We start from the raw sequence: 18,080 nt of genomic DNA, 5'->3' as shown, positions 1-18,080 counted from the left end.
ATGAAAACTTACGATGTACTTATTTCCGGCGCCGGCCCTGTGGGGCTTTTTCTTGCCTGTGAACTGGCTCTTGCCAATTGTTCGGTTCTTATACTTGAAAAATCTTTGGATGCGCGGTCGCCGCTGAAGCGGCTTCCCTTTGGGATACGGGGTCTGTCGGCTCCGACTATCGAGGCGCTTTACCGCCGGGGGTTGCTCGGCGAACTTTCGATCCACAAACATCTTAAAAGTCCCCATCAACCTGCCGGGCGGGAGCTGCGGCGGCCTGTTGGGCATTTCGCGGGGATCCCTTTTCATGAGGGGGACATTGATACTTCCAGTTGGAAGTATCGGTTGCCGGGGTCGACTGCGACTTCTTTAATTTCTGAAATGGAGGAATTGGAAACGGTGCTGGAGCGGCGTGCAGAGTCGTTGGGGGTGGAGATGAGGAGGGGAGTTGCTGTTACCGGGTTTGAACAGGGCGCGGATGGGGTGACGGTTCGGGCGGGAGATGAGTCTTTTTTTGGTAAGTGGCTTGTGGGGTGTGATGGGAGCCGGAGTGTTGTACGTAAAGTCGCCGGCATCACTTTCGCGGGAACCGAGCCGGAGTTTACCGGTTATACGGCGCAGGTGACGGTTGCCGATGCTGAGAAGTTGGGGTCTGGCCGGGTCATGACGCCGACGGGCATGTACCTGCAATCGCAGCCGGGTTACCTGGTGATACAGGATTTCGATGGCGGGGCATTTCATGATTCGGGATTGCCGGTGACCCGCGAGCATGTGCAGGCGGTGTTGCGCCGAATTTCGAGCACCGATGTTACGATCAGTGCGCTTTCTATCGCCACTACCTGGACGGATCGGGCGCGGCAGGCGACAACGTATCGGGTTGGGCGGGTATTATTGGCCGGTGACGCCGCGCATATTCATGCACCGTTGGGGGGTCAGGGTCTAAACCTGGGGTTAGGCGATGCCATGAACCTGGGCTGGAAGCTCGCGGCAACCATACGCGGGTTTGCGCCGGAGGGGTTGCTGGACAGTTATTTTTCCGAACGGCATCCTATTGGGGCGCAGGTGCTGGACTGGTCGCGAGCGCAGGTGGCGATCATGCGACCGGATGCCGATGCGCGGGCGTTGAACGCCATTGTCCGTGATCTGATGAATACGCGTGACGGAGCCACTTATTTTGCGGGCAGGGTGTGGGGCATCTCTATGCGCTATGACCTGGGCGGGGGACATCCGTTGGTGGGAACTTCTGTTCCGGATTTTGAGTTTGTTGATGTTGGGAGGCTTGGGGAGCTGATGCAGGACGGGCGGGGGATATTGCTTGACTTTGAGGGGAACACTTCGCTTGCGTCTTTTTCGGGTGAATATGGAGATCGGGTGAAGTATATTTCGGGCCGGGTGAAGGAGTCGTTTGGTTTGAGCGCCTTGTTGATCCGGCCGGATGGGATCGTAGCCTGGGTAAAAAAAGATTAGTCCACTATTGCAGTAGGGTTTATATTTGCAGTTCGAAAAACATCGAGTCACTAAATTCACTGTTATGATGAAATTGCTAACCGGGCTGCTGCCGGAGAGGCGCGGGCTGTTTTTGGCCGGGCTAATGCTTATCTTCTTCTCTTTTTCTTCTCAAGCACAATCTATCAAAGTTCAGGGCGTGGTCACGGGTAAGCCGGATGGCTTGCCGCTGGAGGGCGTGACGGTGAGGGTAAAAGGAACCGCGCGGGCTACACAAACCAATACCCAGGGTAAATTCGAGATCGCCGCCTCGTCCCGGGAGGTGCTTCAATTCAGCTTTGTGGGGTATGCGCCGGTGGAATTGCCGGCTTCTTCGGCTTCGGGGTTGGATTCGGGTCTGCAGGTAACGCTGGAGCCGACGAAGGGCGCGCTGAACGAGGTCGTGGTGACGGCGCTTGGCATCACGCGCCAGAAGAAGGCGCTGGGCTACGCCGTGCAGGAACTCAAGTCGAAGGACATCTCCGAAACCTCCGAGGCGAACCTTGTCAATACCATCGAAGGGAAGGTGGCGGGGGTCCGCGTGACGAACAGCCAGGGGGATATGGGCTCTTCCCGTATCGTGATCAGGGGCGAGACGTCGATCTCGGGGAATAACCAGCCGCTGTTTGTCATCAACGGATTCCCTGTGGACAACGATCAGCAGTTGGGTACGGCCCCTTCGCGGGACTTTGCCAACCCCATCTCCGACATCAATCCCAACGATATCGAATCGATCAGCTTCCTGAAAGGACCGAATGCGGCGGCTTTATATGGCTCGCGGGCGGCGCATGGCGTCGTGCTGATAAAGACGAAGAGCGGCCGGAAAAAGAAGGGGGTTGGCGTCACGGTCAATTCCAATACTGCCTTCGAGAATCTGCTGACGTTGCCGAAATATCAGAATGTCTTCGGCCAGGGGGCAAATGGGGAATTCAGCTATAAGGACGGCGCCGGTGGCGGCGTCAACGACAACGTGGATGAAAGCTGGGGTCCGAAGATGAACGGTCAGCTGATCCCGCAGTTCTTCGACGGAACGCCGCAACCCTTTGTACCGCATCCGGACAATGTGAAGAGCTTCTTTAAGACGGGTGTCAGCTATAGCAATGGGGTATCGCTCGGCGATGCCGGCGACAACTACGACTACCGGTTTGCGGTCAATACGCAGAAGTTGTTTGGGGTCATCCCCAACAGCGACCTGGGGCGGAACAATTTTACCCTTAACTCGACGTTGAAGCTGGATCCGAAGCTGACCCTGTCGGTGAATGCGAATTATGTGCAGACGATTGCGGGCAATCTTCCGGGTTCGGGCGGGAAGCGGAGTACGAGTACGATGCTCCAGTTTATTTGGATGGGACGGCAGGTGGATATGAACAAGCTGCGCGACCATTATAACAGCACGGGAAGTCCGCTCAACTGGAACAATGCGTATTACAGCAATCCTTTCTTTGTGGCCAACCGGAATACGGTCGGTCAGCGGCGGGACCGGTTGATCGGGAATATCGGGTTGAGTTATAAGATAACTCCCGAACTGACGGCGAACCTGAAGTCGGCAACCGACTACTATACGGATCGGCGCAAGCTGAGGATCGCGTATGGGACCAGCGGCACCCCTTTTGGCAGCTATGAAGAGGACGCTTATACCGTGAACGAAAACAATACCGAGTTCACGCTGAATTATGCCCATAAGCTGAACACCGACTTTGCTTTCGAAGTCCTTGGCGGCGCCAACCTGCGGACCAAGTCCTTCGAGGAGAACGACCAGAAGGCGCCGCGGCTGGCGGTAGCCGACCTTTATACGCTGACGAACTCCCGCGATCCGCTGGTGTCCTCGAATAACTTCTACAAATTGAAGACCTATAGCCTGTTCGGATCGGCGCAGCTGAGCTATCGCAACTATGCTTTTGTGAATTTCACCGCCCGTAACGACTGGTCCTCTACCCTACCGGTCAACAATCTCTCCTATTTCTATCCCTCGGTCAGCGCTTCGCTGGTGCTGTCGGATGCCTTCGATATAAAGGGAGACGTGCTGAGCTATGCCAAGGTCCGGGGCGGATGGTCCAAGGTCGGCGCGGATGCGACACCGTACCAGCTGTTGAACACCTATCCCTTTATCACCCCCACTTTTGGCTCTTATCCCCAGTTGACGGCGGGCGCGCTCGACCTGAATGCCAACCTCAAGCCGGAGACAACGACCAGCTCGGAGATTGGTGCAGAGGCCGGCTTCTTTGACAATCGCATCCGGTTGGACCTGAGCCTGTACCAGAGCAGCAGCTACAACCAGATATTGGCTGTGGACGTCAGTAATACGACGGGGTATTCCCAAAAGCTGATCAATGCCGGCCGGCTCAACAATAAAGGCCTGGAGGTACAGCTGGGTTTTGTACCTGTGAAGACCGCCCGATTCAAGTGGGATGTCAATGCCAACTATGCGATGAATCGCAGCAAGCTGAAGGCTTTGGACAACCAGGGCCTGTTGAAGAACTACGTGCTGGGCAGCGATGGTTCCATCGAGACAGTGGCCACGGTCGGGCAACCCTATGGCAGCCTGTTCGGGACCGCCTTCCTGCGCAATGCCCAGGGTCAGATAATAGTCAATGACGATGGAACGCCTGCCACCAATCCCAATAACCAGGTGCTGGGCAAGTATACCCCGGACTGGCTGGGCGGCATTACGAACACCTTTACGTACGAGCGGCTTTCGCTGAGTGTCCTGGTGGATGGTAGCTTTGGCGGGCGGCAGTATTCTTCGACGAATGCAACCGGCGCCTATACCGGGGTGTTGGCCCTTACGTTACCGGGTCGCGATGCGGCCCATGGCGGGCTTTCTTATACTTCCGGCGGGAAGACATATGACGATGGGATCATCTTCAAGGGCGTCACCCTAGATGGAAAAGCGAATACGGCTATCATCCCCGCCTCCCAATACTATAAGACGCTGAACAATTTCGATGAGGAGTGGATCTATAGCTCATCTTTTATCAAGCTGCGGGAAGTGAAGCTCAGCTATGAGCTGCCTGCGAGATGGATGGAGCGCATTCACTTTGTCGGCGCGACGGTGAGCCTGGTAGGGCGGAATCTTTGGATCATCCACCGGAACATCCCCAATGTGGACCCCGAGACGGCATTCAACACGGGTAATGGACAGGGGCTTGAAGACCTCAGCCTTCCCGGTACGCGGAGCTATGGCATCAATGTAAACTTCAAATTCTAACTATCATGAAGACACTCTTTAATATACTATTGGGCGGGCTGGTGCTGGTCTCGGCGTCCTGCAAGAAAGAGCTGGCGAACATCAACAAGAACCCCAACGCCACGGAGAACCCCCAACCGGATTATCTTTTGACGGCTGCCGAAAAGCTGACGGCCGATGCGTACTGGGGTGTGGACAATAATCTGAACTCTTCGCTGCTGTTCATCCAACATTGGGCGAAGATACAGTACACGGATCCGGACCGGTATATCTTCAACAACAGCAGCTTTACTTCGTTGTGGAAGACGTTGTATGGGCAGAGTATTACGGACTTGAATAAAGTGATCTCGATCGGGGATGCTTTACCGAATGCCAACTATAAAGGCGTGGCGTTGACGCTGCGTTCGTGGGTGTTCCAGCTGCTGACGGACGCCTATGGTGATATCCCTTATCAGCAGGCGGGAAAGATCGACAGCTTTCTGACCCCGGCCTATGATACGCAACGGGATGTTTACCTGGGACTGCTTGCGGACCTGAAGACCGCGCAGTCGCTGCTGGACCCTTCGGGTGCGGCGATAGCGGGAGATGCCATCTATGGCGGGAATATCGGCAACTGGAAGAAGTTCGTCAATTCGCTCCGGCTGCGGATCGCGTTGCGGATCGCGGATGTAGAGCCCGCGCTGGCCAAGCAGGTGTTGACGGATATACAGACGGAGGGTGGTAGTTATTTTACCGGCAATTCCGATCTGGCGAAACTGACTTACCAGGACTCGCCGAACCAGAACCCGGTGAGCCTCACCTTCGACACCCGTCAGGACTACCGGATCAGCAAGACGATGGTAGACCAGCTCGCGGCGTTGAACGACCCGCGGCTGCCGGTCTATGCCCAGCCGACGGATGATGCGCCGCATGGCTATGTGGGTGTGCCGAACGGGCTGACGACCGGCGATGCCAATAACCTGGGGCTGAGCCGGACCTCGCGCCCGGGGGATTATTTCCGGGCGCCACATGCGCCGGCGGTGATCATGAGCTATGCGGAGGTATTGTTCGATCTTTCCGAGGCTGTGTCGCGGGGATTTATAACGGGAGACGCGGCGGATTTATATAAGCAGGCTGTGCTTGCCAGCCTCGATCAGTGTGGCATCGACGATGCGACGGTCACGGCGAATTATCTTGGGCAGGCATCGGTGCAATATAATGCCGCGAACTATAAGCAGTCCGTCGGTAACCAGAAGTGGATCGCCCTTTTCGGACAGGGGCTGGAAGCGTTTGCCGAATGGCGGAGGCTGGACTATCCGCAGCTGGCGCCGGCTGTGGCGGGGACGTTGAGTGGGAAGATGCCGGTGCGATTCATTTACCCGGGGTCGGAACAGAGTCTCAATGGGGCCAATTATCAGAAGGCAGTGGCGCACCAGGGGCCGGACCTGCTGACGACGAAACTTTGGTTCGACAAGAATTGAGTATAAAAAAAAGCCGCCCGATGGGCGGCCTTTTTTTGACTTTTTACTGTCGTGGACTGAAGTCTTCCATCTTTGGTGTGAGGACTACGTGGATCGATTTACCCGGTGTTGCGTTCATGCTTGACTGCCGGAGCGAGACGTTGACCTTTTCCACGCCATTTTGGAGGAAATTGTCGGCGACGGCGACCATCCGGGCCTGTTTGAGGGCCAATGCACGATTGTGGAGGCGGGGGTTGTTATAGATCGCCGTGCCTCCTTCGGAGGAATAATGGTGATGAACCTTCTTGTGTGGTGTGGCGCCGCTGGCTGGGCTGCCGGCGGTGCTGCTGCCGGCGGTGGCGTTGCTACTGCCGGATGATCCGCCGCCACTTGCGGAGCTGCCGGTTCCCGAGCTGCTGCGGCTTGCCGTGGAGCGACGATGATGGCGGGGTTTGTGGGGCTCGGTGCTGGCCGTGGAGGCGTTGCCGTTGCCCGTACCCATGGTCGTCATGTCGCCGGAGGTGGAATCGCCGCCACCGACGAAGACGTTCATGTTCGAATGGTTCCTGATCACCCCGGCCAGACCATCGAGGGCCTTCTTTCCGCCGGCCGAAACGGTGGCGCTGTTGTTTTTAAAAAGTTCGTCCTCGTCGAGGCGAACGTGAACGGAGCTGTTGACCTGCTGGACATCACCATTGGAAACACCTGCCTGGGTCAATGCGCTTTTGACATCGTCACTGGCCTGGGCAACTGCGGTCTGTTGATCTTTAAAATAGTTCTGATAATAGTCCAACGACTTCTGCGTAGCGGCATTGCGGCTGTTGGCGGATTCTACCGACTGTTGCAGTGTGTTGTTCTTGTTTTGCAGATCCTGCACATTGTTGTTCAACGATGATACCTGCTGAGCCAGCTGGGCGCTATCACTCCTTACTTTGGACAGTTCTGCCTGGGAAGCCTTGTATTTCTTGCTCGATACACAACTGGTAAGAAAGAGCAGGGCTATACCCGCGCTGACAAATGACGTTTTTAGTCTTGTCTTCATGATCAAGTTGATTTAGCTGATTGATGTCTTTACAGAGTTGATACTATTTACTTAAAATTTGATGCCATGGGAGCGCGGCGGGCGCCTACGGCCTGGCAGACGCGGAGTTGTACTTGACTATCAATCAATTGCGATTTATCCCCAGCCAAGGTATTGTTTCATTCGCTGTTCGGTGGATCGGACAGGGCGGGTAAGGGATTCAACACTCTTCTTTACGACTGCTGCGGTGGGGATGGGGGCTGTGGTGAAGGAGGTGGCGTGGGTGGCCGGGTTAGAACTTGATGTCGAGCTTTTGGGAGATCAGTTTGTCGTCTTTATAATATTCCAGCAGCCATTGGCCGTCCTTTTTGAAGACGACGCCGGTGGGGGCGCCGCCGGCGGCATCGGTCCGGGCCAGGTAGAAGTCCGGCTGGGAGGTTTTTAGGAGGGTCATAATTTTTTTGGGGGAGAGGTCGATCAGTTGGTAGCCGTTGGGAATGGATTGGGCGTAGAGGATGCCGGTGACCGGCCCGGGGTTTGTGGGGGGTATTTGCGACTGGGGCTGACTTTGCGACTGGGGAGGGGCTTGCGTTTGGGGCTGACTTTGCTGCGGCTGGGTTTGTTGCGGCCGGCCCTGTTGCGGCTGGGATTGCACGGTGAGCGTGCTGTCATAGTTGTACGGCGTGGCGTTCAGGGACGTGAAGGCATCTTTCATGGCTTCATCGTAGGCAACGTAAAACTCCTTTTCGCGGCTGCGGCCTTCTTTGCCTTTGAAGACAATATTACCCAGACAGTCTTTCAATACAAGGGTAAGATTGGTGGTGAACATGGCCTTCCGCTGGGTTACTTCGGTTTGGAGGGCGGCACATTTGTTGCCGGCCAGCGAGGGTGGGAGGACATCGTCGGTCCAATACACGTTGAATCCTTTTTGCTCGAGCAGCGACTTCGTCGTCGTATTCAATGCGTATTGGTCGTCCGACTTTTGAAAATCGAACCGATGCGGCACCAATACGTATTTGTAGTTGTTGATGGTGTTTGGCGTGGTTTGTGAATAACCGGCCATGGTGGTCAGCAAAAGCGTAAAAAGGGCTTCAATTTTCATATACTACCTGGTAATTTTCCTATACTATCCAGCAATCAGGATTGTTCTAAGGTAACGAGAAATCTGGTTAAGTTACGCATGCCCCGAACATTCCCATGAACGGGGGTTGCCCGTAACGGGCGGCTGTGGCGCGGCGGCGCCTATTTCTCCGAATGATCTTTCTGGTTCTCTTTATCGGCCTGCATGGAGTCGCGGGTGTTCTTTTGGACGGCGACGGCGCCGAAGATGGCCAATAGGAAAGCAAACGCATAGAAGCCTTTCTCACTGGGCAGGATAGTCGCATTCCAGAGGCCTATCACCAACAATATAATCGACAGGATCGTGGCAAACCAGGCGATGCCATAGTACAGATCGGTCACGGGGATGTTTTCCAGGCGATCGCGGACGGCTTTTTGGAGGGAGACGACGGCGAAGAGGCCGAACATCAGCACCGTAAAATAATAGCCTTTTTCGTTGAGCTGCATTTCGGCGCGCCAAAGGCCGATAAGGTAACCGAGTGCGCCTGCGCCAAGGGCGATCCAGGAGGCGCCGATAAATGCGGCGGAGGGTTTGTTTGACATTTGGTTAGGGGTTTATATACTAAATATCCAACTTTTAGCGGTTTGAATTGCGATCATTCTTGTTAAAATCGGTCAATAGACGGATACCCTGTTTTATTGCATCGCGGCCGTCGGACTCTATCCCATACCAGCCGCGGTAGCCGGCTTTTCGGCAGAGGCCCAGTATTTTACGGGTATCCTCTTCGGTGGGTTGATTCCGGTAGGACATCCCTTTTGCGAAGGGAAGCATCTTTTGGAGATAGGCGACGTTGTCAAAATCGGGGCCCGGCTCGCGCCAGTCGGCGGTTCGTGGTCCAGAGCTGTTCGATCAGTTGCCCGACGGGTGCAGCGGACCTTTCGTGACGCGATGCAGTGGAAAGCAGTCGCCAATCGACGAAATTGTCGGTGATCTCATAGGCGTTGAAGCGGAACAGCGATTGGAGTACGTGGGGATACAGCGCAACGCCGATGATGATACAGTTCTTCGGGGCATTCAGGATGACGGGCTTGATCGTCTGGCCGAAGATGTAGGCGTCGGGAATCTTTGCGGGATTGTCGCAGGCGAAGATGCCGGTGTCCCGTTGTTGAAAGATGATGCCTGGGGTACCGTCGGCATAGTTGGGATAGGCCTTGTCGGCGCTGCCGTCGATGTACCAGGCGCCCCGTACGAAGGGCTTTAGCCTGTCAGGGATGGTTATGGTGTTTTCCCGGCGCAATTGGGCATTATGGAAATCTCCCTAAAGTTAGGGAGATTTTCACAGGTAGTACCAGACCTTCACCGGCGGGCCAGAAGAGGACGAGCCTCTGGCCGGGGCGGTGCATGGATTGGGGGTTTCTTTAAATATACCGATTTTATGCCTATATTTCCCTCCCGAACAATCTGTTATTATGTCGCCTTCCGGATTTATCATCCTGCTATTGATCGCTGCGAATATTCTTGTATCCTATAAGGGCTTTACGAACCGGTCCTTTTTCGAGCGGTATAGGTTCGAGGTGGAAAAGATCCTGGTGAACAGGGATTACAAGCGGCTGTTGACCTCGGGGTTCCTGCACGTGGGCTGGTCGCACCTGCTCTTCAATATGCTCAGCCTGTATTTCTTCAGCGGCATGGTAGTGTCGGTGCTTGGGATCCCGGGTTTCCTGGTGATCTATTTTGCCAGCCTGATCGGTGGGGATCTGCTTTCCCTGCTCATCCACCGGCATCATGGGGATTACAGCTCGGTGGGGGCGTCGGGAGCGATCTGTGGGGTAATCTTTGCCTCGGTGGCGCTGTTCCCGGGAATGACCATTCCCTTATGGCCGCTGCCTATCAGTCTGCCGGGATGGCTTTTTGCGTTGTTATATGTGGGGTTGAGTATCTATGCGATCCGGTCGCGAAAGAACAATATTGGTCACGAAGCACACCTGGGTGGCGGGCTGGTGGGGATGATCCTGGCGATAGTCATTCAGCCCTGGGCCTTTGTGCAAAACTATGTGGCGATCCTTATTATCCTGGTGCCTTGTCTTGTTTTTGTCTACCTGATCATCAAGCGGCCGGAGGTCCTTTTTGTCGACAATCTCTTTTACAAGACGCACCAGGACCATGTTTCGATCGATCATAGGTATAATATGGAGCGGTATGACCAGCAGCAGGAGGTGGACCGGATATTGGATAAGATCAGCCGGAGTGGGATGGGGAGTTTGAGCCGGAAGGAACGGGCTACGCTGGAGGAGTATTCCAAGAAGGGGAAATAGCGGCTTTGCGGCGGGCTGGGTGGGGTTTTGCAACGGCGGAGCGCTTTAGACAACGGCTTTGCCGAAAGGCATGAGGGAGAGTTCCACGAGTTTCAGGTGCTGGCGGGCGAATGGGATGCCGATGATGGTGATGAAGAGAAGGGCGGCGAACAGGAGGTGGACGAGCGCTGTATAGAGGCCTCCACAGATCAGCCAGATGATATTGCAGATGACCGAAAGGCAGCCCATGCCGCTGCTGGTGGGGACCACCTGGCGGCCGAAGGGCCAAAGGACGAGACTGGCGAGCTTGAAACACTGCAGGCCAAAGGGGATGCCGATGATGGTGAGGCAGAGGACGAAGCCGCCGACGATATAGCCGAGGGCTGCCAAGAAGCCGCCGAAGACGAGCCAGATGATGTTTCCGATGAAGTTCATCGATTGAAAATAAGAAAAAAATGAATAATGGACTTATAAAGGAGCGTATCCGGGGGATCGATACGATCCGCGGGCTGATCATGGTGATCATGACGCTGGACCATAGCCGGGATTTTCTGCATTTCCAGGGGCCGGCCTATGCGCCGACGAATATGGCGACGACGACGGTGATCCTTTTCTTTACCCGGTGGATGACGCATTTCTGTGCGCCGACCTTTGTTTTGCTGAGCGGGGTATCGGCTTTTTTGGCGGGCTTGCGGCGGAGCCGGAGCGAGCTGACCGGCTTTCTCTTTACGCGGGGACTGTGGTTGATCCTGACGGACCTGCTGGTGATCTCGCTGCTGTTCACGTTCGATGGACGGTATCACGTCTTTGTGCTCGAGGTGCTATGGGCGATCGGGTGCAGTATGGTGCTGCTGGCGCTACTCGTGTGGCTTGGAGCATCCCGTCTCTTTATCGGCGCACTTGGGTGCGTGCTGGTGTTTGGGCACAACCTGCTGGACTACGTGCATATCCCCCCGGGGGGCGTGAGCGGGAACCTGATGACTTTGTTCCTTACCGGGCGGGGAGCGGTGATCCCTCTCTGGGGCGATCGCATCGTTGTGCTGCTGTATGCGGCCCTGCCGTGGAGTGGGATGCTGCTGATCGGGTATGTGCTGGGATCGTTTTACCGGCCTGACGTTGATGCGGCGCGGCGGCGGCGGGTCTTGCTAAGGGTGGGTTGCGGGGTGATCGTCCTTTTCGTTCTTGTTCGCTGGATCAATGGGTATGGCGATCCGGCGCCGTGGTCGACGCAGCGGAATGCGGCGCATACGGTGTTGTCGTTTTTAAATACGACTAAGCAGCCGCCTTCCCTGCTATATGTGAGTATGACGATCGGCCCGGTGCTGGTGTTGCTGGCGTGGGTGGACCGGGTGCGGAATGGGTTCACTTCTTTTTGCACCGTGTACGGGAATGTGCCTTATTTCTACTTTATCCTGCACCTCTGCCTGCTGCGCGTGTTGAATATCCTGCTGATCCCGGCTTCGGGGCTTGCGTTCGAATCGGATGGTAATCCGCTGGTCTGGCAGGCGAAGGGATTCGGATTTCCGTTGTGGATGTGCTATGGGTACTGGATCTTTGTGGTGGTTGCGCTTTATCTGCCTTGCCAGTGGTATGGGAAGTACAAGCGGACGCACCGGCAGTGGTGGTTGTCTTATCTCTAGACGGAAATCAGGTGTTTTTACGGTATTTTCAATGGCTTGGAATTCGTAAACTTTGTTCAAATTCCATTGATCATGCCTATCCTTAAACTGATCATCAGCTGCAAAAACGCGCTCACGTTAAAGTATGGGGCGGCGGACTTCAAGAAGGTCGATGCGTTGCTGGCCAAGCTGGCGGCGGCGGACAAGAAGAAGGGAATCACTACGAAGGTCGTCTATATCGACGATCCCGCATCGGCATCGAAGGCGGGGATACCGGTGTTTGCGTCCACGACGGAGAAGGATTGCAAGAATGCCGTCGATGCGCTGTACACTAAATCGAAGCCGGATTACATCCTGCTTTTCGGAGCGCAGGATATCGTGCCGTTCGTGTCGATCGTGAATCCCGCTGCTGCGGGTGAGGACCCCGACACTACGGTGCCTTCGGACCTTCCCTATGCCTGTGACGCGCCCTACAGCACGCAGGCGCAGGATTTTATCGGTCCTACGCGGGTTGTAGGCCGGTTGCCGGATATTCCCGGGAAGGGGGATGTCGCCTATGTGCAGGCGCTGGTGGATACAGCCAGCGGATGGAAGCCGGGGAAAGCGGCGGACTATTCCGCCTATTTTGGGATCACGGCCAAGGTATGGCAGAAATCGACGAGCCTGAGTCTGCAGAGCGTCTTTGGCAATTTCTCCGCGCTGCTGCAATGTCCGTCGGATACGGCGACCTCGAAGAGCGGCAACCTGAAGCCCTTGTCCCATTTTATCAACTGTCATGGTGCGGCGCTGGATTATTCATTTTATGGGCAGATGGGCATGAGCTATCCCGAATCGATGAATACAAAAGATCTTACCGGCAAGATCGGCAAGGGGGCGGTGGTGGCCGCGGAGTGTTGTTATGGGGCGCAGCTGATCAATGCGACGAATGCGGGTGGCGGCACCCAGTTGAGCATTTCGAATAATTACCTGCTGAACGGGGCGCTGGGTTTCCTGGGCAGCAGCACGATCGCTTACGGGCCAGCCGATTCGAATGACCAGGCCGACCTGGTCTGCGTCTATTTCTTTCAGAGTGTCCTGAAGGGGGCGTCAATGGGGCGGTCGCTGCTGGAGGCGCGGCAGCAATATCTTTCCAAGGCAGGGCCGCATCTCGACCCGGTGGCGTTGAAGACGATGAGCCAGTTCTACCTGCTGGGTGATCCGAGTGTTCAGCCTGTGGAGAACCCGATGGACAACAAGAAGGCCGCGGCGGGGGCGGATACGATCAAGGGGAGGCGGCTGCAACTCTTTAACAAGGGCGCGGTCCTGCAGCATTCGACGATCCCATGCAAGAAGGTACCGGTGAAGAAAAGCGTCCGGCGGCGGAAAGATATCCGGACAATCCTCGAGCAGGAGGGCATGATGGCCTCCAAAGAAGAGCATTATATCGCCGATCCCAAGCGGCAGCGAGCTTCCCTGGCCGCCAAGCAGATGGCCGGCGGTCCTATCCAATTCCGTACCTTTACCCTGGCAACGCCGGAAAAGGGAAAGAAGCGGGTCAGACAGATCAAGCTGCTGCTGGTAAAGGAGAGCGATTCCGGCATTTTGGACTATCATGTCTATTTCGCGCGGTAAATTGTCGGACTATGGCCAATATGGTGGAACTGCAGGGAAAGGTGGTGTTGAAAAAATTCGCCCCAGGTTCCAAGTCGGAGCATGACGCCGTGTTCCTCGAGACGGATGACCAATCTTATCAGCTGCGGCGGCTGGGAGGGAATCCTTTTGACGATCCTGCTTTAAAGGCCATGGTGGGGAAGACCGTCAAGGCAAAGGGACTGCTCAACGATCAGCTTTTCATAGCCCATGAACTGAAAGAGGGGGAAGGGGCATAGGTTTCGAGGAGGGCCTTCACTTCTTCGAGGCGGAAGGGTTTTGCCAAAAAATTATTCATCCCGGCGGCCAGACAGCGTTCCCGGTCTTCCTTCATGGCGTCGGCCGTGAGGGCGACAACGGGGATATCGCATTTGGGTGCGGGCAGCTCGCGGATGCGGCGGGTGGCCTCGAAGCCATCCATCTCGGGCATATTTATATCCATGAAGATCAGGCAGGGGGTGGTTGTCACCAGGCGGTCGAGGGCTTCCTTTCCGTTGGAGGCGCCGATGACGGGGAATCCCATTTTTCCCAGCACCTCCGAGATGAGGAGCATGTTGATGGCATCGTCTTCCACTACCATGATGCTTTGTTCGCGGATGTGGACGGGGGTGTGGTCATGGCCGTTGCTTTCGGCCTTCGGCCGGTTCCTTTCTTCGAAGATGCCCGCGAGGATCTGGTTGAGCTGATCGACGAGCACGGGTTTTGTCAGGAACATATCGATCCCGATATCTTTTGCTTCCTCGCGGTAGATGTTCCTTTCTATCGACGAGAGCATGAGGATGAAGGGTTGTGCGGGTCCGGTGAGCAGGGTCTTTATTTCCCGGACGAGGGCGATACCGTCCATGCCAGGCATCTGGTAGTCGGTGATGATGAGATCGAAGCTGCGGTCCTGGCGGCGATGGGTGGCGAGGACGTTCAGCGCTTCCTGGCCGCTTGTGGCGGTGACGCAGTCCACGTCCATCTGGCGGAAGATGTCCTGCAGGAGCCGGCAATTGGATGCGTTGTCGTCGACGATGAGAATGTTGCGTAGCGCGGGGCGGCGCATCGGCTGCGGGACCGGGGCCTCGCTGACGACGGGCAGGTCGATGCAAAGGGAGAACGTGGTGCCTTCGCCCGGTTTGCTTTTGACGGAAAGGCGCCCATGCATCATTTCGGCGAGAGTCTTTGCGATGGTGAGGCCCAGACCGGTGCCGCCATATTTCCGGGTGGTGGAGGAGTCTCCCTGGGTGAAGCTTTCGAAGATGGTGTCCAACTTGTCGGCCGGGATACCGATACCCGTGTCCTGGACATGGATGCAGATGGAATCTTCTTTTTTCACTCTTACGACGACCTCGCCTTTTGCGGTGAATTTGATCGCGTTGCCGATGAGGTTGACGAGGATCTGCTGGATGCGGAGGCTGTCGCCGCGGAAGAGGGACGGCAGGCGGGGGTCTATCTCGCATATCATCTCGAGGCCTTTTTCAAAACCTTTTATGGCGAGCATGGAGACCGTTTCTTCGACGAGGTGAGCGAGGTTGAACTCGGTGTCTTCGAGGAGCAGCTTCCCTGCTTCGATCTTGGAAAAGTCGAGGACGGCATTGATGAGACCCAGGAGATTGTACCCCGCGCGGCTTACGTGTTCGATGTATTCGCGTTGAGTCTGCTGGAGGGAAGTGGAAAGGACGAGATCGGTGAATCCTATGATGGCGTTGAGGGGTGTCCTCAACTCGTGGCTCATGTTGGCGAGGAACTCGCTTTTGGCTTTACTGGCCAATTCGGCCTGTTCGCGGGCCTTGCGTTCTTCGGCGTTGGAGAGTGTCAGCTGCGCCGTTCGTTCCTGTACCTGCTGCTGGAGTTGGCTGCGATGGAGGCGGATGTTGCGGAGGCGAAGACCATGGATGAGCAGGACCAGCGCGACCAGGGCCAATGCTGCGAGGACCCGGAACCAGGTCGTCATCCAAAAGGGCGGGATGATGACGAGCCGGAGCGTGGTGGGTGTGGCCAGCCAGGTGCCGTCTCCCTTCCTGGCGTTGACCATAAAGGTATAGGTACCGGGGTCGAGATTGGTATAGGTTACGGTCCGTTTCCGGCTGGTATTGGTCCAGTCCTTGTCGAATCCTTCGAGCCGGTAGCGATACCGGCGGCTGCCGGGCGCGGTATAGTTGAGCGAGGCGAATTCGATGGTGATGACCGAATTGTTATAGTCCAGCTTCAGTTCCTTCGTCTCGGTGATGTCGGATGTCAGCGGCGAAGGGTGTTTTGGATCGGTGGAAACGGCGACTTCCCTGTTGAATATCTGGAAGCCGGTGATGACGAGGTTTGGGTCGACCGTATTTTCTCTTATACTGTCGGGATAGAAGGCATTGAAGCCGTTGACCCCGCCGAAATACATTTTCCCGTCGCGGCTTCTGAAGGCCGAATGTGCCTTAAAATCGTTTGCCTGCAGGCCATCGTCGGCGGTATAGGTGATGATCCGGTGTTGCGCGGGCATGAACTTCGACAGTCCCTTGTTCGTGCTGATCCAAAAGACGCCGTTGTTCTCTTGCAGGACGCCATAGATGACCGAGCCCGGCAGGCCGTCCTTTGTGGAGTAATTGGTGAACCGGCCGGTCGCGTGGTCAAGACGATTGAGACCTTCGGCGGTGCCTATCCAGATGTCTCCGGTGCTGTCCTCATAGATGCAGTTGATGGAATTGTTGCTCAGGCTGCCGGCGCGGGTCTCGTGCCGGTAGTGGGTAAATCGATCGGTCCGGGGGTCGTAGCGATCGAGACCGCGGTCGAAGGTGCCAACCCAGATGATGCCTTTCGTGTCGGCGAGCAGCGCATGGACGCGGTCGCTGGAGATGGTATTGTCGTCGGCGGGGTCGTGGCGGTGGTGGATGAACTGGTGTTTTGCCTCATCGAAGCGATCGAGGCCCTGGCCGTAGGTGCCGATCCAGATGCGGCCGTCTTTGCCGGTGGCCAGGTCGTACACATTGTTCGAGGCGATGCTTGCGGAGTCGCCCGGGATGTTCCTGTATTGCGTGAAGCGGGTCTTTGTCGGATCGATCACGGTGATGCCGCCGCCCCAGGTGCCGGCCCAGAGGTTGCCATGGCTATCCTCCCGCAGGGCCAGGACGTAGTTGCCGCTGAGCCCGCCGGGTCTTGCCGGATCGTTTGTGAAGTGACGGAATTGACCGGTCTTTTTGTCGAGAAGATCGATGCCGCCGCCGTCCGTGCCGACCCAGAGGTTATCCCTCGAGTCTTCGAAAATATCGAGTACGTTATTGTTCGAGAGGCTGCCGGGCTCGGTGGAGTGCCGGTAGTGCCGGAAATTATCATTGCCCCTGGCGAAGAGATTGGCGCCGGCGCCATAGGTGCCCAGCCACATATTCCCTTGTTTGTCCTTATAGATACAGTCGACGGAGTTGTTGGAGAGGCTGCTGTTGTCAATATCGTCCTGGTAATAGATCTTATAGCGATCACCGGTGGGGCCGATGATGACCAGTCCACCGTTGTCCGTGCCCACCCAGAGGTTGCCGTCGGCGTCGCCGGCGAGGGCCTGGATCATATTCTCTTTTAATTTGCCGGAGGGTTTTCCGCTGAAGAAGTGTTTGAAGGCTCCCTTGCGATCGGTCATGAGGTCGAGGCCGCCACCGAGGGTGGCAATCCACAGGCGATGGCCGGCGTCTTCATAGATCGCCTTTACCGCGTTGGAGCAGAGAGAAGAAGGGTCTGCATTGTTGTGAGCGTAGTTGGTGAATTTATCGGTCTTCCCGTCGAAGCTGTAGAGGCCGCCGTTGGCTGTCCCTACCCAATACTCGTGGCGGCTGTCTTCGAAGATGGTGTAGATATCCAGGTCGCCAAGGCCGGCGGGATTTTTTGCATCCGCGTAAAAGCATTTGTGTTTCCCGGTAATTGGGTCGATCTTATACAATCCTTCGCCGTCGGTGCAGATCCAGATATTGCCTTCGGAGTCTTGCAGGATATGGTTAACGAAGGCGTTGGCGAAGGCGCTGTCGACGAGGTTGAATGTTTTTGTCCGCCGGTCGAAGCGGTTGACTCCCCCACCCCAGGTGCCCACCCAGATATCGCCATTGCGGTCTTCAATGAGGGTGGTGACGAAGTTGTTGGTGAGGGAGTGTTTTTCTTCTTCCCTGTTCCGATAGACGGTAAAGTTGTAGCCGTCGTACCGGTTGAGACCGTCGCGGGTACCGAACCACATAAAACCTATTTTGTCCTGCAGGATGCAGGTGACGTTGGTTTGAGACAGGCCGGCGTCGGTACCGATATGTTTCAGTGTAAGGCCATCAATCTGGCCGAGGGCACTTAGGGATATGGCCTGCAACAGTAAGAAGAGTAAGCGGTAGGGGGTCATAAGATATCTCCCTATTCCAACA

Annotated in this window: 14 protein-coding genes; 7 read left to right on the top strand and 7 right to left on the bottom strand. The window is 56.1% G+C overall.

Translation table 11 applies throughout. The features are described 5' to 3' along the window. The 3 genes from VHE34_RS30370 (at position 1) to VHE34_RS30360 (ending at position 6,120) form a co-directional block, all read left to right on the top strand. Positions 1 to 1,455 (top strand): FAD-dependent monooxygenase, encoded by a 1,455-nt coding sequence (locus tag VHE34_RS30370; RefSeq protein WP_325595219.1) that lies wholly within the window; start codon positions 1 to 3, stop codon positions 1,453 to 1,455. Positions 1,456 to 1,519: 64 nt separating this feature from the next. After that, on the top strand, positions 1,520 to 4,681 hold the full coding sequence (locus VHE34_RS30365; protein WP_325595217.1) for a SusC/RagA family TonB-linked outer membrane protein: 3,162 nt from the start codon (positions 1,520 to 1,522) through the stop codon (positions 4,679 to 4,681). A 5-nt stretch (positions 4,682 to 4,686) separates the two neighbouring features. Then, the gene (locus VHE34_RS30360) at positions 4,687 to 6,120 is read left to right on the top strand and encodes a SusD/RagB family nutrient-binding outer membrane lipoprotein (protein WP_325595215.1); all 1,434 of its coding nucleotides are present in this window, start codon (positions 4,687 to 4,689) and stop codon (positions 6,118 to 6,120) included. A gap of 43 nt (positions 6,121 to 6,163) precedes the next feature. Here the strand turns inward: VHE34_RS30360 and VHE34_RS30355 are convergent, their stop codons facing one another. The 5 genes from VHE34_RS30355 to VHE34_RS30335 form a co-directional block, all read right to left on the bottom strand. Beyond that, a complete protein-coding gene (locus VHE34_RS30355; protein WP_325595213.1) occupies positions 6,164 to 7,141 on the bottom strand; it encodes a hypothetical protein in 978 nt (325 codons plus the stop codon). 271 nt (positions 7,142 to 7,412) lie between these two features. Beyond that, positions 7,413 to 8,222: a hypothetical protein gene (locus VHE34_RS30350; RefSeq protein ID WP_325595211.1), complete on the bottom strand. Its 810-nt coding sequence runs from the start codon at positions 8,220 to 8,222 to the stop codon at positions 7,413 to 7,415. Between the two features lie 140 nt (positions 8,223 to 8,362). Next, a complete protein-coding gene (gene yiaA, locus VHE34_RS30345; RefSeq protein ID WP_325595209.1) occupies positions 8,363 to 8,782 on the bottom strand; it encodes an inner membrane protein YiaA in 420 nt (139 codons plus the stop codon). 34 nt (positions 8,783 to 8,816) lie between these two features. Then, positions 8,817 to 9,011 (bottom strand): hypothetical protein, encoded by a 195-nt coding sequence (locus VHE34_RS30340; RefSeq protein ID WP_325595207.1) that lies wholly within the window; start codon positions 9,009 to 9,011, stop codon positions 8,817 to 8,819. A gap of 22 nt (positions 9,012 to 9,033) precedes the next feature. After that, entirely contained in the window at positions 9,034 to 9,477 is a 444-nt protein-coding gene (locus VHE34_RS30335) for a DUF6597 domain-containing transcriptional factor (protein ID WP_325595205.1), read from the bottom strand. Between the two features lie 172 nt (positions 9,478 to 9,649). Here VHE34_RS30335 and VHE34_RS30330 point away from each other — a divergent pair, with 172 nt between their 5' ends. Continuing rightward, positions 9,650 to 10,495, top strand: a complete 846-nt coding sequence (locus tag VHE34_RS30330) for a rhomboid family intramembrane serine protease (protein ID WP_325595203.1) — start codon at positions 9,650 to 9,652, stop codon at positions 10,493 to 10,495. A 45-nt stretch (positions 10,496 to 10,540) separates the two neighbouring features. On the opposite strand, the gene VHE34_RS30325 is transcribed toward VHE34_RS30330, so the two are convergent. Next, positions 10,541 to 10,909, bottom strand: coding sequence for a YccF domain-containing protein (locus VHE34_RS30325; protein ID WP_325595201.1), 369 nt, complete (start codon positions 10,907 to 10,909; stop codon positions 10,541 to 10,543). 20 nt (positions 10,910 to 10,929) lie between these two features. On the opposite strand from VHE34_RS30325, the gene VHE34_RS30320 reads away from it, so the two are divergent. From VHE34_RS30320 to VHE34_RS30310, 3 genes are all read left to right on the top strand, one after another. After that, positions 10,930 to 12,114, top strand: a complete 1,185-nt coding sequence (locus tag VHE34_RS30320) for a DUF1624 domain-containing protein (RefSeq protein WP_325595199.1) — start codon at positions 10,930 to 10,932, stop codon at positions 12,112 to 12,114. Between the two features lie 72 nt (positions 12,115 to 12,186). Next, positions 12,187 to 13,704, top strand: a complete 1,518-nt coding sequence (locus VHE34_RS30315; RefSeq protein WP_325595197.1) for a C25 family cysteine peptidase — start codon at positions 12,187 to 12,189, stop codon at positions 13,702 to 13,704. An 11-nt stretch (positions 13,705 to 13,715) separates the two neighbouring features. Continuing rightward, positions 13,716 to 13,961: a hypothetical protein gene (locus VHE34_RS30310; RefSeq protein WP_325595195.1), complete on the top strand. Its 246-nt coding sequence runs from the start codon at positions 13,716 to 13,718 to the stop codon at positions 13,959 to 13,961. Here the strand turns inward: VHE34_RS30310 and VHE34_RS30305 are convergent. Beyond that, positions 13,916 to 18,058 (bottom strand): two-component regulator propeller domain-containing protein, encoded by a 4,143-nt coding sequence (locus VHE34_RS30305; protein WP_325595193.1) that lies wholly within the window; start codon positions 18,056 to 18,058, stop codon positions 13,916 to 13,918. The two genes, VHE34_RS30310 and VHE34_RS30305, sit on opposite strands and share 46 nt — an antisense overlap. Positions 18,059 to 18,080: the final 22 nt, after the last annotated feature.

It is taken from the genome of Puia sp. (assembly GCF_035546395.1).
Lineage (GTDB): Bacteria > Bacteroidota > Bacteroidia > Chitinophagales > Chitinophagaceae > Puia.
The sequence above is the reverse complement of the archived record's forward strand: the minus strand, read 5'-3'. Positions and strand labels throughout refer to the sequence as shown.

Excerpts from the sequence above, each read along its gene's own strand:
- VHE34_RS30305 (WP_325595193.1), bottom strand. The coding sequence starts at position 18,058 with ATGACCCCCTACCGCTTACTCTTCTTACTGTTGCAGGCCATATCCCTA.
- VHE34_RS30365 (WP_325595217.1), top strand. The coding sequence starts at position 1,520 with ATGATGAAATTGCTAACCGGGCTGCTGCCGGAGAGGCGCGGGCTGTTT.
- VHE34_RS30315 (WP_325595197.1), top strand. The coding sequence starts at position 12,187 with ATGCCTATCCTTAAACTGATCATCAGCTGCAAAAACGCGCTCACGTTA.
- VHE34_RS30360 (WP_325595215.1), top strand. The coding sequence starts at position 4,687 with ATGAAGACACTCTTTAATATACTATTGGGCGGGCTGGTGCTGGTCTCG.
- yiaA (WP_325595209.1), bottom strand. The coding sequence starts at position 8,782 with ATGTCAAACAAACCCTCCGCCGCATTTATCGGCGCCTCCTGGATCGCC.
- VHE34_RS30320 (WP_325595199.1), top strand. The coding sequence starts at position 10,930 with ATGAATAATGGACTTATAAAGGAGCGTATCCGGGGGATCGATACGATC.
- VHE34_RS30370 (WP_325595219.1), top strand. The coding sequence starts at position 1 with ATGAAAACTTACGATGTACTTATTTCCGGCGCCGGCCCTGTGGGGCTT.
- VHE34_RS30325 (WP_325595201.1), bottom strand. The coding sequence starts at position 10,909 with ATGAACTTCATCGGAAACATCATCTGGCTCGTCTTCGGCGGCTTCTTG.
- VHE34_RS30310 (WP_325595195.1), top strand. The coding sequence starts at position 13,716 with ATGGCCAATATGGTGGAACTGCAGGGAAAGGTGGTGTTGAAAAAATTC.
- VHE34_RS30355 (WP_325595213.1), bottom strand. The coding sequence starts at position 7,141 with ATGAAGACAAGACTAAAAACGTCATTTGTCAGCGCGGGTATAGCCCTG.
- VHE34_RS30340 (WP_325595207.1), bottom strand. The coding sequence starts at position 9,011 with ATGCTTCCCTTCGCAAAAGGGATGTCCTACCGGAATCAACCCACCGAA.
- VHE34_RS30330 (WP_325595203.1), top strand. The coding sequence starts at position 9,650 with ATGTCGCCTTCCGGATTTATCATCCTGCTATTGATCGCTGCGAATATT.
- VHE34_RS30350 (WP_325595211.1), bottom strand. The coding sequence starts at position 8,222 with ATGAAAATTGAAGCCCTTTTTACGCTTTTGCTGACCACCATGGCCGGT.